Origin of the sequence: Pseudomonas sp. NPDC087804, from assembly GCF_044742965.1 — a bacterium.
Taxonomy (GTDB): Bacteria; Pseudomonadota; Gammaproteobacteria; order Pseudomonadales; family Pseudomonadaceae; genus Aquipseudomonas; species Aquipseudomonas rustica.
Map to the genome: position 1 here is coordinate 35279 of NZ_JBIUVN010000028.1, position 18566 is coordinate 53844.

Below are 18566 nucleotides of genomic sequence, written 5' to 3' on the forward strand. Positions count from 1 at the left end.
TAAAGTTAATAGCGAAAGAATCTAGCCAAATTATTGACGACTAGACGCGTCAAACTTGCTACGCAAAATTTAAAAGTACGTCCAGACTGAATCGGCGCCCATGCCATCAGGTCCATGGAAGTCAACTGAACGTGACACCCGGAGAGTCTTCAATGAGCAGTGTTGTTGCCATCGTCAAAAGCATTGTTGGTCAGGTATTCGTGGTGTCACCAGAGGGCGTGCGTCGCGTACTCGTTGAAGGCGATCGCCTGTTTGTCGGCGACCAGATCGACACCGGCCTCTCCGGCGCCGTGTCGCTTGAATTGGCAGATGGCCGCACCCTCGACCTCGGTCGCGAAACGCAGTGGAGCGCCAACGCGCCCGACTCCAGCACTGACCTGGCTGAAGCCACCGCGCAGGCAGCGCCTTCTGTAGAAGAATTGCAGCAAGCCATCGCCGCCGGTGTCGACCCGACGACTGCCCTCGACGCCACCGCTGCCGGCCCAAGCGCCGCAGGCACTGGCGGTGCTGCCGGTGGTGGCCACAGTTTCGTGATGCTCGACGCCACCGCTGGCCGCGTTGACCCGACGATTGGCTTCCCGACCGCAGGCATCAATTCTGCCGGTCAGACCACGCAAGACATCACCGGCGGACAGACCACCGACACCACCACGAATGCTTTGCGCGATTCGACCCTGAGCGTCAGCGCCACACCGACCATCACCGAAGCCGGTGGCGTGCTGGTGTACACCGCGACCCTGACTCAGGCGCCGCTGACCGACCTGACCATCACCCTGTCCAACGGCGCGGTGATTGTGGTTCCGGCCGGTTCGACCACGGGCACCGTCAACGTACCGCTGGCGCCGAACGACACTGTTTATAACGACTCGACCCAGATCGACGTGACCGTCACCGGCACCACCGGCGGCAACGGCATCAACGTGACCCCGCCAACCGTCCCGGCCACGACCCAGGTCACCGACACCATCGACACCACCACCGTCACCCTGACGGCGGGCACGAACGTCACCGAAGGCGGCCAGATCACCTACACCGCGACCCTGACGAACCCGGCGCAAACCCCGGTGACCGTCACCCTGTCGAACGGCTCGACCATCACCATTGGCGCGGGCCAGACCACCGGCACCGTCAACGTGCCAACGCCGCCGAACGACGTCTATAACAATGGCAGCACCGTCACCACGACCATCACTGGTGCCACCGGTGGCAACTTCGAAAATCTGGTGCCGAACCCGACGCCGGCAGTGACCACCATCACCGATTCGATCGACACCACTACGGTCACTCTGACCGCTGGCTCGACCGTCACTGAAGGCGGCCAGATCACTTACACCGCGACCCTGACCAACCCGGCGCAAACCCCGGTCACCGTCACCCTGTCGAACGGCTCGACCATTACCATCGAAGCTGGCCAGACCACTGGCGTCGTCAACGTGCCGGCCCCGGCCAATGACGTCTACAACAACGGCAGCACTGTCAGCACCACGATTACCGGCACCACCGGTGGCAACTTCGAAAATCTGGTGCCGAACCCGACGCCAGCGACCACCACCATTACTGATTCGGTGGACACCACCACGGTCACGCTGACTGCTGGCTCGACCGTCACTGAAGGCGGCCAGATCACTTACACCGCGACCCTGACCAACCCGGCGCAGACCCCGGTGACCGTCACTCTGTCGAACGGCTCGACCATCACCATCGAAGCCGGCCAGACCACGGGCGTCGTCAACGTGCCGACAGCGGCCAATGACGTCTACAACAACGGCAGCACCGTCACCACCACAATCACTGGTGCCACCGGTGGCAACTTCGAAAATCTGGTGCCGAATCCGACGCCAGCAGTAACCACCATCACCGATTCGATCGACACCACCACGGTCACCCTGACCGCTGGCTCGAGCGTCACCGAAGGCGGTCAGATCACTTACACCGCGACCCTGACCAACCCGGCGCAAACCCCGGTCACCGTCACTCTGTCGAACGGCTCGACGATCACCATCGAAGCTGGCCAGACCACTGGCGTCGTCAACGTGCCGACAGCGGCCAATGACGTCTACAACAACGGCAGCACCGTCACCACCACCATCACTGGTGCCACCGGTGGCAACTTCGAAAATCTGGTGCCGAACCCGACGCCGGCAGTGACCACCATCACCGATTCGATCGACACCACCACGGTCACCCTGACCGCTGGCTCGAGCGTCACCGAAGGCGGACAGATCACCTACACCGCGACCCTGACCAACCCGGCGCAGACGCCGGTAACCGTCACCCTGTCGAACGGCTCAACCATCACCATCGAAGCCGGCCAGACCACGGGCGTCGTCAACGTGCCGACCCCGGCCAACGACGTCTACAACAATGGCAGCACCGTAACTACCACCATCACCAGTGCAACCGGTGGCAACTTTGAAAACCTGGTGCCAAATCCGACGCCAGCAGTAACCACCATCACTGATTCGGTCGACACCACCAACGTCAGCCTCACCGCCACCGGCACCGTCGTTGAAGGTGGCCAGATCACCTACACCGCGACCCTGACCAACGCCGCGCAAACGCCGGTGACGATCACCCTGTCGAACGGTTCGACCATCACCATTGAAGCCGGCAAAACCACCGGCAGCGTCAACGTGCCGACAGCGGCCAACGACGTCTACAACAATGGCAGCACGGTCAGCACCACGATTACCGGCGCTACCGGTGGCAACTTCGAAAACCTGGTGCCGAACACCACGCCAGCGACCACCACGATTACCGATTCGATCGACACCACCAATCTGTCGCTGTCCGCGACCGGCACCGTTGCTGAAGGCGGTTCGATCGTTTACACCGCAACCCTGACCAATCCAGCCGGCACGCCAGTCACCGTGACCCTGAGCAACGGCTCGGTGATCACCATCGACGCCGGCAAGACCACCGGCACCGTGACCGTCGCGGCACCGGCGGATGACGTTTATAAAGACGCCGGCCAAGTCGAAGTCAGCATCAATAACGTCACTGGCGGCAATTTCGAGAACCTGGTGCCGAGCACCGTTCCGGCCGTCACCGAAGTGACCGACACCGTCGACACCTCGACCGTGAAACTGACGGCTGACACCTCGGTGGCTGAAGGCGGCACCGTCACTTACACCGCAACCGTTGGCGCGCCAGTCACCGGCTCGCCGGTTGTCGTGACCTTGGCCAACGGCCAGAACATCACCATCGCCGTCGGCCAAACCACCGGCACCGTGACCACCACCGCGCCGAACGACGCGCTGGCCGGCAACGCGCCGCTGAGCAACTCGATCACCAATGTGAGCGGGGGCAATTACGAAAATCTGGTCGCCGACAAAACTCCGGTCTCCACTAACGTCACCGATGTTGCCGACACCACCAACCTGTCGCTCAGCGCCACCGGTTCTGTGGCTGAAGGCGGTTCGATCGTTTACACCGCAACCCTGACCAACCCGGCCGGCACACCGGTGACCGTGACCCTGTCGAACGGCTCGGTGATCACCATCGAAGCGGGCAAAACCACCGGCACCGTGACCGTCGCTGCGCCTGCCGATGACGTCTATAAAGACGCCGGCAAAGTCGAAGTCAGCATCGACAACGCCACTGGCGGCAACTTCGAGAATCTGGTGCCGAGCACTGTTCCGGCTGTCACCGAAGTGACCGACACCCTCGACACGTCGACCGTCAAACTGACCGCTGACACCACCGTGGCTGAAGGCGGCACCGTCACCTACACCGCGACCGTTGGCGCGCCGGTCACCGGTTCGCCTGTCGTCGTGACCTTGGCCAATGGCCAAACCATCACCATCGCGGTCGGCCAGACCACCGGCACCGTAACCGCCACTGCACCGAACGATGCGTTGACCGGCCATGCGCCGCTGACCACGTCGATCACTGAGGTTTCCGGCGGTAACTACGAAAATCTGGTGGCTGACAAAACTCCTGTCAGCACCACCGTCACCGACACTACCGACACCACCAATCTGTCCCTCAGCGCCACCGGCACTGTGGCTGAAGGCGGTTCGATCGTTTACACCGCGACCCTGACCAACGCTGCCGGCTCGCCCGTCACCGTAACCTTGTCGAACGGCGCCGTGATCACCATCGAGGCTGGTAAAACCACCGGCACCGTGACCGTCGCTGCGCCTGCCGATGACGTCTACAAAGACGCCGGCAAAGTCGAAGTGACCATCAAGGACGCCACCGGCGGCGACTTCGAGAACCTCGTTCCGAGCACCACGCCAGCCGTCACCGACGTGACCGACACCATCGACACCTCGACCGTGAAATTGACCGCGACCGAGACCGCTGCTGAAGGCGGCACCGTCACTTACACCGCGACCGTCGGCGCGCCAGTCACCGGTTCGCCGGTGATCGTGACCCTGGCCAACGGTCAGACCATCACCATCGCTGTCGGCCAAACCACCGGCACCGCGACCGCCATCGCACCGAACGATGCGTTGACCGGTCACGCGCCTCTGACCAACTCGATCACTGAAGTCAGCGGCGGCAACTACGAAAATCTGGTGGCTGACAAAACCCCGGTCAGCACCACCGTGACCGACACCACTGACACCACCAACCTGACGCTCAGCGCCACCGGTACCGTGGCTGAAGGCGGTTCGATCGTTTACACCGCGACCCTGACCAACGCTGCCGGCTCGCCAGTCACCGTGACCCTGAGCAACGGCTCGGTAATCACCATCGAAGCTGGCAAAACCACCGGCACCGTGACCGTCGCGGCGCCTGCCGATGACGTCTATAAAGACGCCGGCAAAGTCGAAGTGACCATCAAGGAAGCCACTGGCGGCGACTTCGAGAACCTGGTGCCAAGCACCGTTGCAGCCGTGACCGACGTCACTGATACCATCGACACTTCGACGGTGAAACTGACCGCCACCGAAACCGCTGCTGAAGGCGGCACCGTCACTTACACCGCGACTGTTGGTGCGCCAGTGACCGGCTCGCCTGTCGTCGTGACCCTGGCTAACGGTCAGAGCATCACTATCGCTGTCGGCCAAACCACCGGCACCGTGTCGACCACCGCACCGAACGACGTGCTGGCCGGCCACGCGCCGCTGACCAACTCGATCACCAATGTCAGCGGCGGCAACTACGAAAACCTGGTCGCCGACAAAACCCCGGTCAGCACCACCGTGACCGACACTGTCGACACCACCACTGTTTCGCTGACCGCCACCGGCAACGTCAACGAAGGCGGTTCGATCGTCTACACCGCGACGCTGACCAACCCGGCCGGCACCCCGGTGACCGTGACCCTGAGCAACGGTTCGACCATCACCATCGACGCCGGCAAGACCACCGGCACCGTGACCGTTCCTGCGCCAGCCGATGACGTCTACAAAGACGCCGGCAAAGTCGAAGTGACCATCAAGGGCACCGACGGCGGTAACTTCGAAAGCCTGGTGGCCAATCCGACACCAGCGGTGACCAACGTCGCCGACACCATCAACACCACGCACCTGACCCTCAGCGCTGAAAGCTATGTGCTCGAAGGCACCTCGATCACCTACACCGCGACCCTGACCAACGCTGCGCAAACGCCGGTGACCGTCAACCTGAGCAACGGCCAGACCATCACCATCGAGGCTGGCAAAACCAGCGGTTCGGTGACCATCGCCGCGCCGAGCGACGACGTGTACAAAGACGTCAGCAAGCTCACCGTGACCATGACCGATGCCACCGGCGGCAACTTCGAAAAACTCGACGTCAGCAAGACCCCGGTCAGCACCACCGTCAATGACACCGTCGACAAAACCACGCTGACCCTCAGCGCCAGCGACACCGTCAGCGAAGGTGGCCAGATCACCTACACCGCGACCCTGAGCAATCCGGCCGGCACCGCCATGACCGTGACCCTGGCCAACGGCGCGGTGATCAACATCGCTGCCGGCGCCACCAGCGGTTCGGTGAATTTCGCCGCGCCTGCCAATACCCCGTACATCGACGGCGGCAAAGTACAGACCGCGATTGCCAGCCACAGCGGCGGCAACTTCGAGCAGGTCGATGCCAACCGTTCGGCGGTGGTCACCACCGTCACCGACACCGTCGACACCACCAATATCAGCCTGAGCGCCACCGGTTCGGTCGCCGAGGGCGGCTCGATCGTCTACACCGCAAGCCTGACCAACGCGGCCGGCACGGCCATGACCGTGACCCTGAGCAACGGCGCGGTGATCAACATCGCCAAAGGCGCGACCTCTGGCACTGCCACCGTCGCCGCACCGGGCGATGACGTCTACAAGGACGCCGGCAAAGTCGACGCGAGCATCACCAAAACCACGGGCGGTAACTTCGAGAACCTGGTGGTCGACAAGACTCCAGCGGTCACCGACGTCACCGACACCATCGACAACAGCACCGTTTCGCTGACCGCCACCGCCGCCACCGTTGAAGGCGGCGTGGTGGTTTACACCGCTTCCGTGACCGCTCCGGTTACCGGCGCGCCGGTTGTCGTGACCCTGTCCAACGGCCAGACCATCACCATTCCGGTCGGCGCCAGCAGCGGCAGCGTCAACTTCACCGCACCGAACGATGCACTGGCTGGCGGCAACACGCTGAGCGTGAAAATCGACGGCACCAGCGGCGGCAACTACGAAAACCTCGTCGCAGACAAAACCCCGGCCGTAACGTCGGTGACCGACACCGTCGACACCACCAACCTGTCGCTGAGCGCGACCGGCACCGTGGCTGAGGGCGGTTCGATCGTCTACACCGCAACCCTGACCAATCCGGCTGGCACGCCAGTCACCGTGAACTTGTCGAACGGTTCGACCATCACCATCGAAGCGGGCAAAACCACCGGTTCCGTGACCGTTGCCGCGCCTGCCGATGACGTCTACAAAGACGCCGGCAAAGTCGAAGTGACTATCAAGGACGCCACCGGCGGCAACTTTGAAAACCTGGTGCCGAGCACCACGCCAGCGGTGACCGACGTCACTGACACCATCGACACCTCGACCGTGAAACTGACGGCCGACACCACCGTGGCTGAAGGCGGCACCGTCACTTACACCGCCACTGTCGGCGCGCCGGTCACCGGTTCGCCAGTCGTGGTGAACCTGGCAAACGGCCAAAGCATCACCATCGAAGTCGGCAAAACCACCGGCACCGTGACCTTCACCGCACCGAACGATGCGCTGACCGGTCAGGCTTCACTAACCAACTCGATCACCGGCGTGACCGGCGGCAACTACGAAAATCTGGTCGCCGACAAACCCCCGATCACCACCACCGTGACCGACACCACCGACACCACCAACCTGTCGCTCAGCGCCACCGGTTCCGTGGCCGAGGGTGGTTCGATCATCTACACCGCGACCCTGACCAACGCTGCAGGCTCGCCTGTCACCGTGACCTTGTCGAACGGTTCGGTGATCACCATCGAGGCCGGTAAAACCACCGGCACCGTGACCGTTGCAGCGCCAGCCGATGACGTCTACAAAGACGCCGGCAAAGTCGAAGTGACTATCAAGGACGCCACCGGCGGCAACTTTGAAAACCTGGTGCCGAGCACCACACCAGCCGTGACCGAAGTCACCGACACCATCGACACCTCGACGGTCAAACTGACCGCCACCGAGTCTGCTGCTGAAGGCGGTACCGTCACCTACACCGCGACCGTCGGCGCACCAGTGACCGGTTCGCCGGTTGTCGTGACCCTGGCCAACGGTCAGAACATCACCATCGAAATCGGCAAAACCACCGGCACCGTCACCACCACCGCACCGAACGACGCGCTGAACGGCCACACGCCGCTGACCAACGCGATCACCGACGTGAGTGGCGGTAACTACGAAAATCTGGTCGCCGACAAAACCCCGGTTTCGACCACCGTCACCGACACCGTCGACACCACCGATCTGACGCTGAGCGCGACCGGCACCGTCGCCGAGGGCGGTTCGATTGTTTACACCGCGACGCTGACCAACCCGGCCGGCACGCCGGTGACAGTGACCTTGTCGAACGGTTCGACCATCACCATCGAAGCGGGCAAAACCACGGGCACCGTGACCGTTGCAGCGCCAGCCGATGACGTCTACAAAGACGCCGGCAAAGTCGAAGTGACCATCAAGGACGCCACCGGCGGCAACTTCGAGAACCTCGTTCCGAGCACCACGCCAGCGGTGACCGAAGTCACCGACACAATCGACACCTCGACCGTCAAACTGACTGCCACCGAAACTGCTGCTGAAGGCGGCACCGTCACTTACACCGCAACTGTCGGCGCGCCAGTCACCGGCTCGCCGGTTGTAGTCACCCTAGCCAATGGTCAGAACATCACCATCGAAGTGGGTAAAACCACCGGCACCGTGAGCACTACCGCGCCGAACGATGCGTTGACCGGTCATGCTCCGCTGACCAACTCGATCACCAACGTGTCCGGCGGCAACTACGAGAACCTCGTTGCCGACAAAACCCCGGTCAGCACCACCGTAACCGACACCACCGACACCACCAACCTGTCGCTCAGCGCCACCGGTTCTGTGGATGAAGGCGGCCAGATCACCTACACCGCAACCCTGACCAACGCTGCTGGCAGCCCGGTAACCGTGACCCTGAGCAACGGCTCGGTGATCACCATCGACGCTGGCAAAACCACCGGCACCGTGACCGTCGACGCGCCGAAAGATGACGTCTACAAAGACGCCGGCACCGTTGAAGCGACCATCAAAGGCGCAACCGGTGGCGATTTCGAAAACCTCGTCACCAGCACTGCCCCGGCCGTCACCACCGTCAACGACACCATCGACACCTCCACCGTGTCGCTGACCGCCACCGCCAACGTCGCCGAAGGCGAAACCGTGGTCTACACCGCGACCGTAACTGCGCCCGTAACTGGCTCACCGGTTGTCGTCAACCTGTCCAACGGCCAGACCATCACCATCGCCGTCGGTGAAACCACCGGCACGGTGAACTACGTTGCGCCGAACAGCCCATTGGCCGGCGGCAGCTCGCTGAGCGTGACCATCGATGGCGCCACTGGCGGCAACTACGAAAAACTCGCGGTCGACGGCAAGTCCGCCGACACCGCCGTGTCGGACACCAACGACACCACCAACCTGAACCTGACCGCGACCGACTCGGTGGCTGAAGGTGGTTCGATCGTTTACACCGCGACCCTGACCAACGCCGCCGGTACGCCGGTGACCGTGACCCTGTCGAACGGCGCAGTGATCACCATCGAAGCAGGCAAAACCAGCGGCACCGTGACCGTTGCGGCTCCGGCGGATGACGTTTACAAGGACGCTGGCAAAGTCGAAGCAACCATTTCGACGGCGACTGGCGGCAACTTCGAGAACCTGGTGCCGAGCACCGTTCCGGCCGTGACCAACGTCACCGACACCATCGACACCACCACCGTCAAACTGACCGCGACCGAGTCGGCGGCTGAGGGTGGCAACGTTACTTACACCGCGACTGTGGGTGCGCCAGTGACCGGTTCGCCGGTTGTGGTGACCTTGGCCAATGGTCAGAACATCACGATTGAAGTGGGCAAAACCACTGGTACCGTGACCACCACTGCGCCGAACGATGCGTTGACCGGTCATGCTGCGCTGACCAATGCAATTACCGACGTTTCCGGCGGCAACTACGAAAATCTGGTGGCCGATAAGACGCCGGTTTCGACCAATGTGACCGACACCGTCGACACCACTAACCTGTCGTTGTCCGCGACCGGTTCCGTGGCTGAAGGTGGCTCGATTGTTTACACCGCTACACTGACTAACGCTGCTGGCTCGCCAGTCACAGTGACTCTGTCGAACGGCGCCGTGATCACTATCGAAGCTGGCAAAACCAGCGGTAACGTGACCGTCGCGGCGCCTGCCGATGACGTTTACAAAGATGCTGGAAAAGTCGAAGCGACCATTTCTACCGCAACCGGTGGCGACTTCGAAAAACTGGTACCGAGCACTGTTCCAGCTGTTACCGAAGTGACTGACACGATCGACACCTCGACCGTGAAATTGACGGCGACCGAGACCGCTGCTGAAGGTGGCTCGGTTGTCTACACCGCGACCGTTGGTGCGCCTGTGACTGGCTCGCCGGTTGTCGTGACCTTGGCCAACGGCCAGAACATCACGATTGAAGTGGGTAAAACCACCGGCACCGTGACCTTCATTGCGCCAAACGATGCGTTGACCGGCCACGCGCCGATCACCAACGCGATCACTGACGTGACTGGCGGCAACTACGAAAATCTGGTGGCTGACAAGACGCCTGTTTCGACCAATGTGACTGACACTGTCGACACCACTAACCTGTCGCTGTCCGCGACCGGTTCCGTGGCTGAAGGTGGCTCGATTGTTTACACCGCGACACTGACCAACGCTGCTGGCTCGCCAGTCACCGTGACCCTGTCGAACGGTGCCGTGATCACCATCGAAGCGGGCAAAACTTCCGGCACCGTGTCTGTTCCAGCGCCAGCCGATGACGTCTACAAAGACGCCGGTAAAGTGGAAGCGACGATTTCCACCGCAACCGGTGGCAACTTCGAAAATCTGGTGCCGAGCACCGCTCCAGCCATTACCGAAGTAACCGACACGATCGACGCCTCGACCGTGAAACTCAGCGCCTCCGAAACAGCTGCCGAGGGTGGCACCGTCACCTACACCGCGACTGTCGGTGCGCCAGTGACCGGTTCGCCTGTCGTCGTCACTCTGGCCAACGGCCAGAACATCACGATTGAAGTGGGTAAAACCACTGGCACCGTGACCTTCACTGCGCCGAATGATGCGCTGACTGGTCATGCTCCAATCACCAACGCAATTACCGGTGTGACTGGCGGCAACTACGAAAATCTCGTAGCCGACAAAACTCCGGTTTCGACCAACGTTACCGACACCGTCGACACCACCAATCTGTCGCTGTCCGCGACTGGCTCCGTGGCTGAAGGTGGTTCGATCATCTACACCGCAACCCTGACCAACCCTGCTGGCTCGCCAGTCACCGTGACCCTGTCGAACGGTGCCGTGATCACCATCGAAGCCGGCAAAACTTCGGGCAACGTCACCGTCGCGGCTCCTGCTGACGACGTCTACAAAGACGCCGGCAACGTGCAGGCCACCATCAAAACCGCCACCGGTGGCAATTTCGAAAACCTGGTAACCAGCACCGCACCAGCCGTGACCAGCGTCACCGACACCATCGACACTTCGACCGTCAAACTGACGGCCGATACTTCGGTCGCTGAAGGCGGCAACGTCACCTATACCGCCACCGTCGGCGCTCCGGTTACTGGTTCGCCGGTCACCGTAAGCCTGTCCAACGGCCAGAGCATCACCATCGAAGTCGGCAAAACCACCGGCACTGTGACCTTCACCGCACCGAACGATGCGCTGACTGGCCATGCTCCGCTAACCAACGCGATCACTGGCGTAACCGGCGGCAACTACGAAAATCTCGTGGCCGACAAAACTCCGGTTTCGACCAATGTGACTGACACTGTCGACACCACCAATTTGTCGCTATCCGCGACCGGCTCTGTCGCCGAGGGTGGCTCGATTGTTTACACCGCGACATTGACCAACGCCGCTGGCTCGCCAGTGTCCGTGACCCTGTCGAACGGCGCAGTCATCAATATCGAAGCAGGTAAAACCACCGGCACCGTCACCGTCGCGGCTCCAGCTGACGACGTTTACAAAGACGCCGGCAACGTACAGGCAACCATCAAAACCGCCACAGGTGGCAGTTTCGAAAATCTGGTGACCAGCACCGCGCCAGCCGTGACCAGCGTCACCGACACCATCGACACCACGACCGTGAAACTGACAGCCACCGCGACAGCAGCCGAAGATGGCAACGTCGTCTACACCGCCACTGTTGGTGCTCCGGTAACCAATTCGCCTGTGGTCGTAACGCTGGCTAACGGTCAGACCATCACCATCGGCGTGGGCCAGACCACGGGCACTGCAACCACCACTGCGCCAAACGACGCACTGACTGGCCATGCACCGCTGACCAACTCGATCACCAACGTCAGCGGCGGCAACTTCGAGAACCTCGTCGCCGACAAGACGCCAGTCAGCACCACCGTGACCGACACTGTCGATACGACGAACCTGTCGCTCAGCGCTACCAATTCGGTCGCTGAAGGTGGCTCGATTGTCTACACCGCAACCCTGACTAACGCCGCTGGCTCGCCTGTCACCGTGACGCTGTCCAACGGTGCGGTAATCACCATCGACGCCGGTAAAACCACCGGCACTGCGACGGTTCCAGCGCCAGCCGATGACGTCTACAAAGACGCCGGCACTGTGCAGGCAACCATCAGCAGCGCCACCGGTGGCAACTTCGAGAACCTGGTACCAAGCACTGCTCCAGCGATCACCAGCGTGACCGATACCATCGACACCACCACCGTGAAACTCACTGCGACTACAACCGCAGCCGAGGGTGGCAACGTCGTCTACACGGCAACCGTCGGTGCTCCGGTAACCGGTTCGCCAGTCACCGTGACCCTGGCCAACGGTCAGACGATCACCATCGCTGTGGGTCAAACCACTGGCACCGCAACCACCACTGCGCCAAACGACGTGTTGACCGGCCATGCACCACTGACCAACTCGATCACCAACGTAACTGGCGGCAACTACGAAAACCTCGTAGCCGACAAAACTCCGGTCAGCACCACCGTGACCGACACCGTCGATACGACGAACCTGTCACTCAGCGCTACCAATTCGGTCGCTGAAGGTGGCTCGATTGTCTACACCGCAACCCTGACTAACGCCGCTGGCTCGCCTGTCACCGTGACGCTGTCCAACGGTGCGGTAATCACCATCGACGCCGGTAAAACCACCGGCACTGCGACGGTTCCAGCGCCAGCCGATGACGTCTACAAAGACGCCGGCACTGTGCAGGCAACCATCAGCAGCGCCACCGGTGGCAACTTCGAGAACCTGGTACCAAGCACTGCTCCAGCGATCACCAGCGTGACCGATACCATCGACACCACCACCGTGAAACTCACTGCGACTACAACCGCAGCCGAGGGTGGCAACGTCGTTTACACGGCAACCGTCGGTGCTCCGGTAACCGGCTCGCCAGTCACCGTGACCTTGGCCAACGGTCAGACGATCACCATCGCTGTAGGTCAAACCACTGGCACCGCAACCACCACCGCACCAAACGACGTGTTGACCGGCCATGCGCCACTGACCAACTCGATCACCAACGTAACCGGCGGCAACTACGAAAACCTCGTGGCAGACAAAACTCCGGTCAGCACCACCGTGACCGACACCGTCGACACGACAAACCTGTCACTCAGCGCTACGAACTCAGTCGCCGAAGGTGGCTCGATCGTTTACACCGCGACATTGACCAACGCCGCTGGCTCGCCAGTGACGGTGACCTTGTCGAACGGCGCTGTGATCAACATCGAAGCCGGTAAAACCACCGGCACCGTGACCGTCGCTGCTCCGGCGGACGACGTCTATAAAGACGCCGGCACCGTGCAAGCAACCATCAGCAACGCCACCGGTGGCAACTTCGAAAGCCTGGTACCGAGCACGACGCCAGCCGTGACCAGCGTCACCGATACCATCGACACCACCACTGTGAAGTTGACGGCAACGGCGACAGCTGCAGAAGGCGGCAACGTCGTATACACCGCGACTGTCGGTGCTCCGGTTACCAATTCGCCAGTAGTAGTGACTTTGGCCAACGGTCAAACCATCACCATCGACATCGGCAAAACCACCGGCACCGTGACCACCGTCGCACCGAACGATGCGCTGACTGGCCACGCGCCGCTGACCAACTCGATCACCAACGTAACCGGCGGCAACTACGAAAATCTGGTCGCCGACAAAACCCCGGTCAGCACCACCGTGACCGACACCATCGACACCACCAACCTGTCGCTGTCCGCGACCGGCACCGTGGCCGAAGGTGGCCAGATCACCTACACAGCAACATTGACCAACGCCGCTGGCTCGCCAGTCACCGTGACCCTGAGCAACGGCTCGGTGATCACCATCGACGCAGGCAAAACCACTGGCTCCGTCACCGTCGCTGCTCCAGCTGACGACGTCTACAAAGACGCCGGCAATGTGCAGGCAACCATCAAAACCGCCACCGGTGGCAGTTTCGAAAATCTGGTGACCAGCACTGCGCCAGCCGTGACCAGCGTCACCGACACCATCGACACCACGACCGTGAAACTGACGGCCACTGCGACAGCGGCCGAAGGTGGCAACGTCGTCTACACCGCGACAGTCGGTGCGGCGGTAACCAACGCGCCTGTCGTGGTCACCCTGGCCAACGGTCAGACCATCACCATCGACATCGGCAAAACCACCGGCACCGTGACCTCCACCGCACCGAACGATGCGCTGACTGGCCACACCCCACTGACCAACGCGATCACCAACGTCAGCGGCGGCAACTACGAAAATCTGGTCGCCGACAAAACCCCGGTCAGCACCACCGTGACCGACACCGTGGACACCACCAACCTGTCGCTGTCCGCGACCGGCACCGTGGCCGAAGGTGGCCAGATCACCTACACCGCAACCCTGACCAACGCCGCTGGCTCGCCAGTCACCGTTACCCTGAGCAACGGCTCGGTGATCACCATCGACGCAGGCAAAACCTCCGGCACCGTGACCGTGCCGGCGCCAGCCGACGACGTCTACAAAGACGCCGGCAACGTGCAGGCAACGATCAGCAACGCCACCGGTGGCAGCTTCGAAAACCTGGTGACCAGCAACACGCCAGCCGTGACCAGCGTCACCGACACCATCGACACCACTACCGTCAGCATCACCGGCAGCAGCTCGGTGACCGAAGGCCAGACCGCCAGCTACACGGTCAGCCTGAACCACCCGGCGCAAACCGACGTGACCCTGAAAATCGTCTACAGCGGTACCGCCGCTGACGGTTCGGACTTCACCGGTGTGTACACCGTGAAGATCCCGGCAGGTGCGAGCAGCGCGCAGTTCAACGTCGCCACCATTGATGACAAGATCACCGAAGGCACCGAGAACTTCGTGGTCAAGATCGACTCGGCCACGGGCGGCAACTTCGAGAACCTCGCGGTCAGCGCCACCAATGGCAGCGTCAGCACCTCGATCATCGACAACGACGCACCGCCGGTCATTGACCTGGATGCCAACAATTCCAGCGGCGCCACCGGTGCCGATTACAAGGTGACCTTCACCGAGAACACCCCGGGCGCGGGTGTGTCGATTGCCGACACCGATATCAAGATCACCGACCCGGATAGCACCATGCTCACCGGCGCGACCGTGGTACTGACTAACCGTCAGGACGGCGATGCGCTGAACCTGGGCAACAGCGTCAACGGCATCACCATCAATGCCAACAGCACCAACGGCACCGTGACCCTGACCTTGTCGGGTAATGCGACGCTGGCCGACTACATGCAGGCCATCAAGAACATCAGCTTCACCAACAACAGTGAAGACCCGAGCACCGTGCCGCGCATCATCACCGTCACCGTGACCGATGGCGGCAACTACTCCAACACCGCGACCACCACGGTCAACGTGGTGGCGGTCAACGATGCGCCGATCGCCGCACCGAGCAACGTCACCGGCACGGAAGACACGCCGCTGATCCTCGGCTGGTCGACCTTCGGTGTGACGGATGTCGACAGCCCGGCGAGCAGCCTCGGGGTGAAAATCACCCAGCTGCCGGGCGAAGGCAAACTGCAGTATCTGGACGGTTCGACGTGGAAAGACGTCGCCAACAACCAGACCTTCAGCAAGGCCGACATCGACGCGGGCAAGCTGCGCTTCATGCCGGATACCAACGAGTCGGGCGCGAACGGCAATGCTGCGGGCATTGGCGATCAGAAGGCTGATTACGCACAGCTGCAATTCCAGCCAACCGACGGCCAACTGCTGGGCAGCACCGGCACGATCAAGATCGACATCACGCCAGTGGCTGATGCACCGACCGTGAGCGTGGCCGACAACAGCGTGAAGTCCACCGGCCTGATCAAAGAAGTCTGGACGGGCCTGTCGGGCCTCGGCACCAACGGCAACGGCGCCGATGCGACGACGTTGAAAAACGTCATCGACGCCGCCGGCAAACCGAACTCCAGCACCAACGTGACCAACGTGCAGTCCGACGGCAGCGTGACCGCCGGTACCGCATCGAAAACTTCCGGCCTGATTTATCTGGAAGCCGGCAAGAGCTACACCTTCACCGGTATCGGTGATGACAGCCTGCTGGTGACCATTGGCGGAAAAACCGTGGCCTCGACCACGTGGGGCGTGGGCGGCAACCTCAACGGCTCGTTCACCCCGACCACCAGCGGCTATTACACCCTGGACATCTACCACCACAACCAGAGCGGCCCGGGCAGCTATGACGTCAACCTGTCGGTCAACGGCGGCACGGCGATCGACCTGAGCAGCGCTGGCGTGCCGATCTACACCGGCGTGCAGGATCTGGTGAACTCCGGCGTGACCGTTTCCGATCTGCATGGCAGCAACGGCGAAGGCTATTACGACGGCTACAAGCTCAACACCGGCGCCGAAGGCACCAGCGTCAAGTTGTCGGCCGTGACCACGGGCCTGACCGACACCGACGGCTCGGAAACCCTGAGCGTGAAGATCAGCGGCGCACCGGTCGGCTCGGTACTCACCGACGGCGCGGGCCACAGCTTCACCGTCACCGCGACCAGTGGCGACGCCAACGTCACTGGCTGGAGCCTCGGCACCCTGACCGTGACCCCGCCGACCTACTACAACGGCCAGTTCAACCTGACCGTGACGTCGACCTCGACCGAAGCGCTGGGCGGTTCGGCCAGCACCACCGCGACCATTCCGGTCACCGTGGTGCCGGCGGTCTATAACGCCATCGTCGGCACTTCGGGCGATGACACCTTCAGCGGCACCGACGGCAACGACATCATGGTCGCTGACATCGGCGGTCTGACCGTGGTGCCGGGCACCAACTACAACATCGCGTTCATGGTCGACAGCTCGGGCAGCATGAGCACGTCGTCGATCAACGCGGCCAAGGACTCGCTGACGTCGGTGTTCAACACCCTCAAGCAGAGCCTCGGTGGCAACAACTCGGGTACGGTGAACATCTTCCTCGCTGACTTCGACACCCAGGTGAACAAGTCGGTGTCGGTGAACCTCAACGACCCGAACGCGCTGACGCAGCTCAAAGCCGTACTCGACTCGATGGCGTCCGGCGGCGGTACCAACTACGAGGACGTGTTCAAAACCACGGCCAACTGGTTCCAGAGCGCTGACGCCGTGGCCAACACCGGGGCGAAGAACCTCACGTACTTCATCACCGACGGGCAGCCGACCTACTACCAGAGCGGAGAGCAGACCAACCCGACGCTGTACAACAGCGTGAAGTTCGACAGCGTGGTGACGACCAGCAATTACAAGCTGGGGGACACCTTCAGCACCTACATCGACAACACGCATTACCTGAGCATCAACGCCAGCGGTTTCGCCCAGTTGCAGACTTACACCAACCGCTACGGCTGGAGCACAACAAACCTTGGCACCGTTCACGCTCAGGGCGACGGCACTTACGAGTTGTCGACACTGGCCGGTAGCGGTAACAGCACCGACTCTTACACCACCAGCAACTCGACCAGCAGCTTCTCGTTGCTCAGCGGTCTATCGAGCGTTGAAGCCATCGGCCTCAACAGCGGTGTCAGCCTTAATGACCTGAAACCATACGACTCGGACAAAACGCCACAAACCAACATCGATCCGAAGGATCTCGCCAACTCGATCATCGGCCACACCGAAGCGACCCTGCCGGGCAACGACACGGTCAACGGTGGCGACGGCAATGACATCCTGTTCGGCGATCTGGTGAGCTTCAACGGCATTGCCGGCGAGGGTTATCAGGCGATGCAGGCGTTCGTGGCCAAGGAAACCGGGGTCGACGTCAGCAAAGTCACCACCAGCAACGTGCACCAGTACATCACCGAGCACTATCAAGCGTTCGATGTGTCCGGCGCGCATGACGGCAACGACACGCTGTTGGGTGGCGCGGGCAATGACATCCTGTTCGGCTCGGGCGGTAACGACACGCTCGACGGCGGCAAAGGTAATGACATCCTGCTCGGTGGTACTGGCAACGACACGCTGATCGGCGGTTCGGGCAACGACATCCTTATTGGTGGTTCAGGTGCCGACACCTTCGTCTGGAAATCGGGCGACACCGGCAACGACGTGATCAAGGACTTCAAGGCAGCCGACGGTGACCGCATCGACCTGCGCGATTTGCTGCAGGGCGAGACCGGCAGCACCATCGACAACTTCCTGAAGATCACCACGGTCGACGGCACGTCGTCGCTGCAAGTCAGCTCGGCAGGCAAGTTCAACTCGGGCGATGCGGCTGCGGCCACGCCGGACGTGACGATCAAACTGGAAGGCAACAACTGGTCGAGCGCCAACATTCATAACCTGATTGCTGGTAGCGACCCGACCATCAAGGTCGACCACAACAACAGCTGATGCATGAACAAAACGGCCGCCCTGATGGGGCGGCCGTCACGTTTACGCCAATCGTCACGGTGACGATTGCGTCGCCGC

At 61.9% G+C, this 18566-nt stretch carries 1 protein-coding gene; it reads left to right on the forward strand.

Going from position 1 to position 18566, the window contains the following annotated elements:
• Nucleotides 1-152: 152 nt before the first annotated feature.
• A complete protein-coding gene (locus tag ACIOMO_RS23660; protein ID WP_401243887.1) occupies nucleotides 153-18488 on the forward strand; it encodes a LapA family giant adhesin in 18336 nt (6111 codons plus the stop codon).
• The last annotated feature ends 78 nt before the right edge of the window (nucleotides 18489-18566 follow it).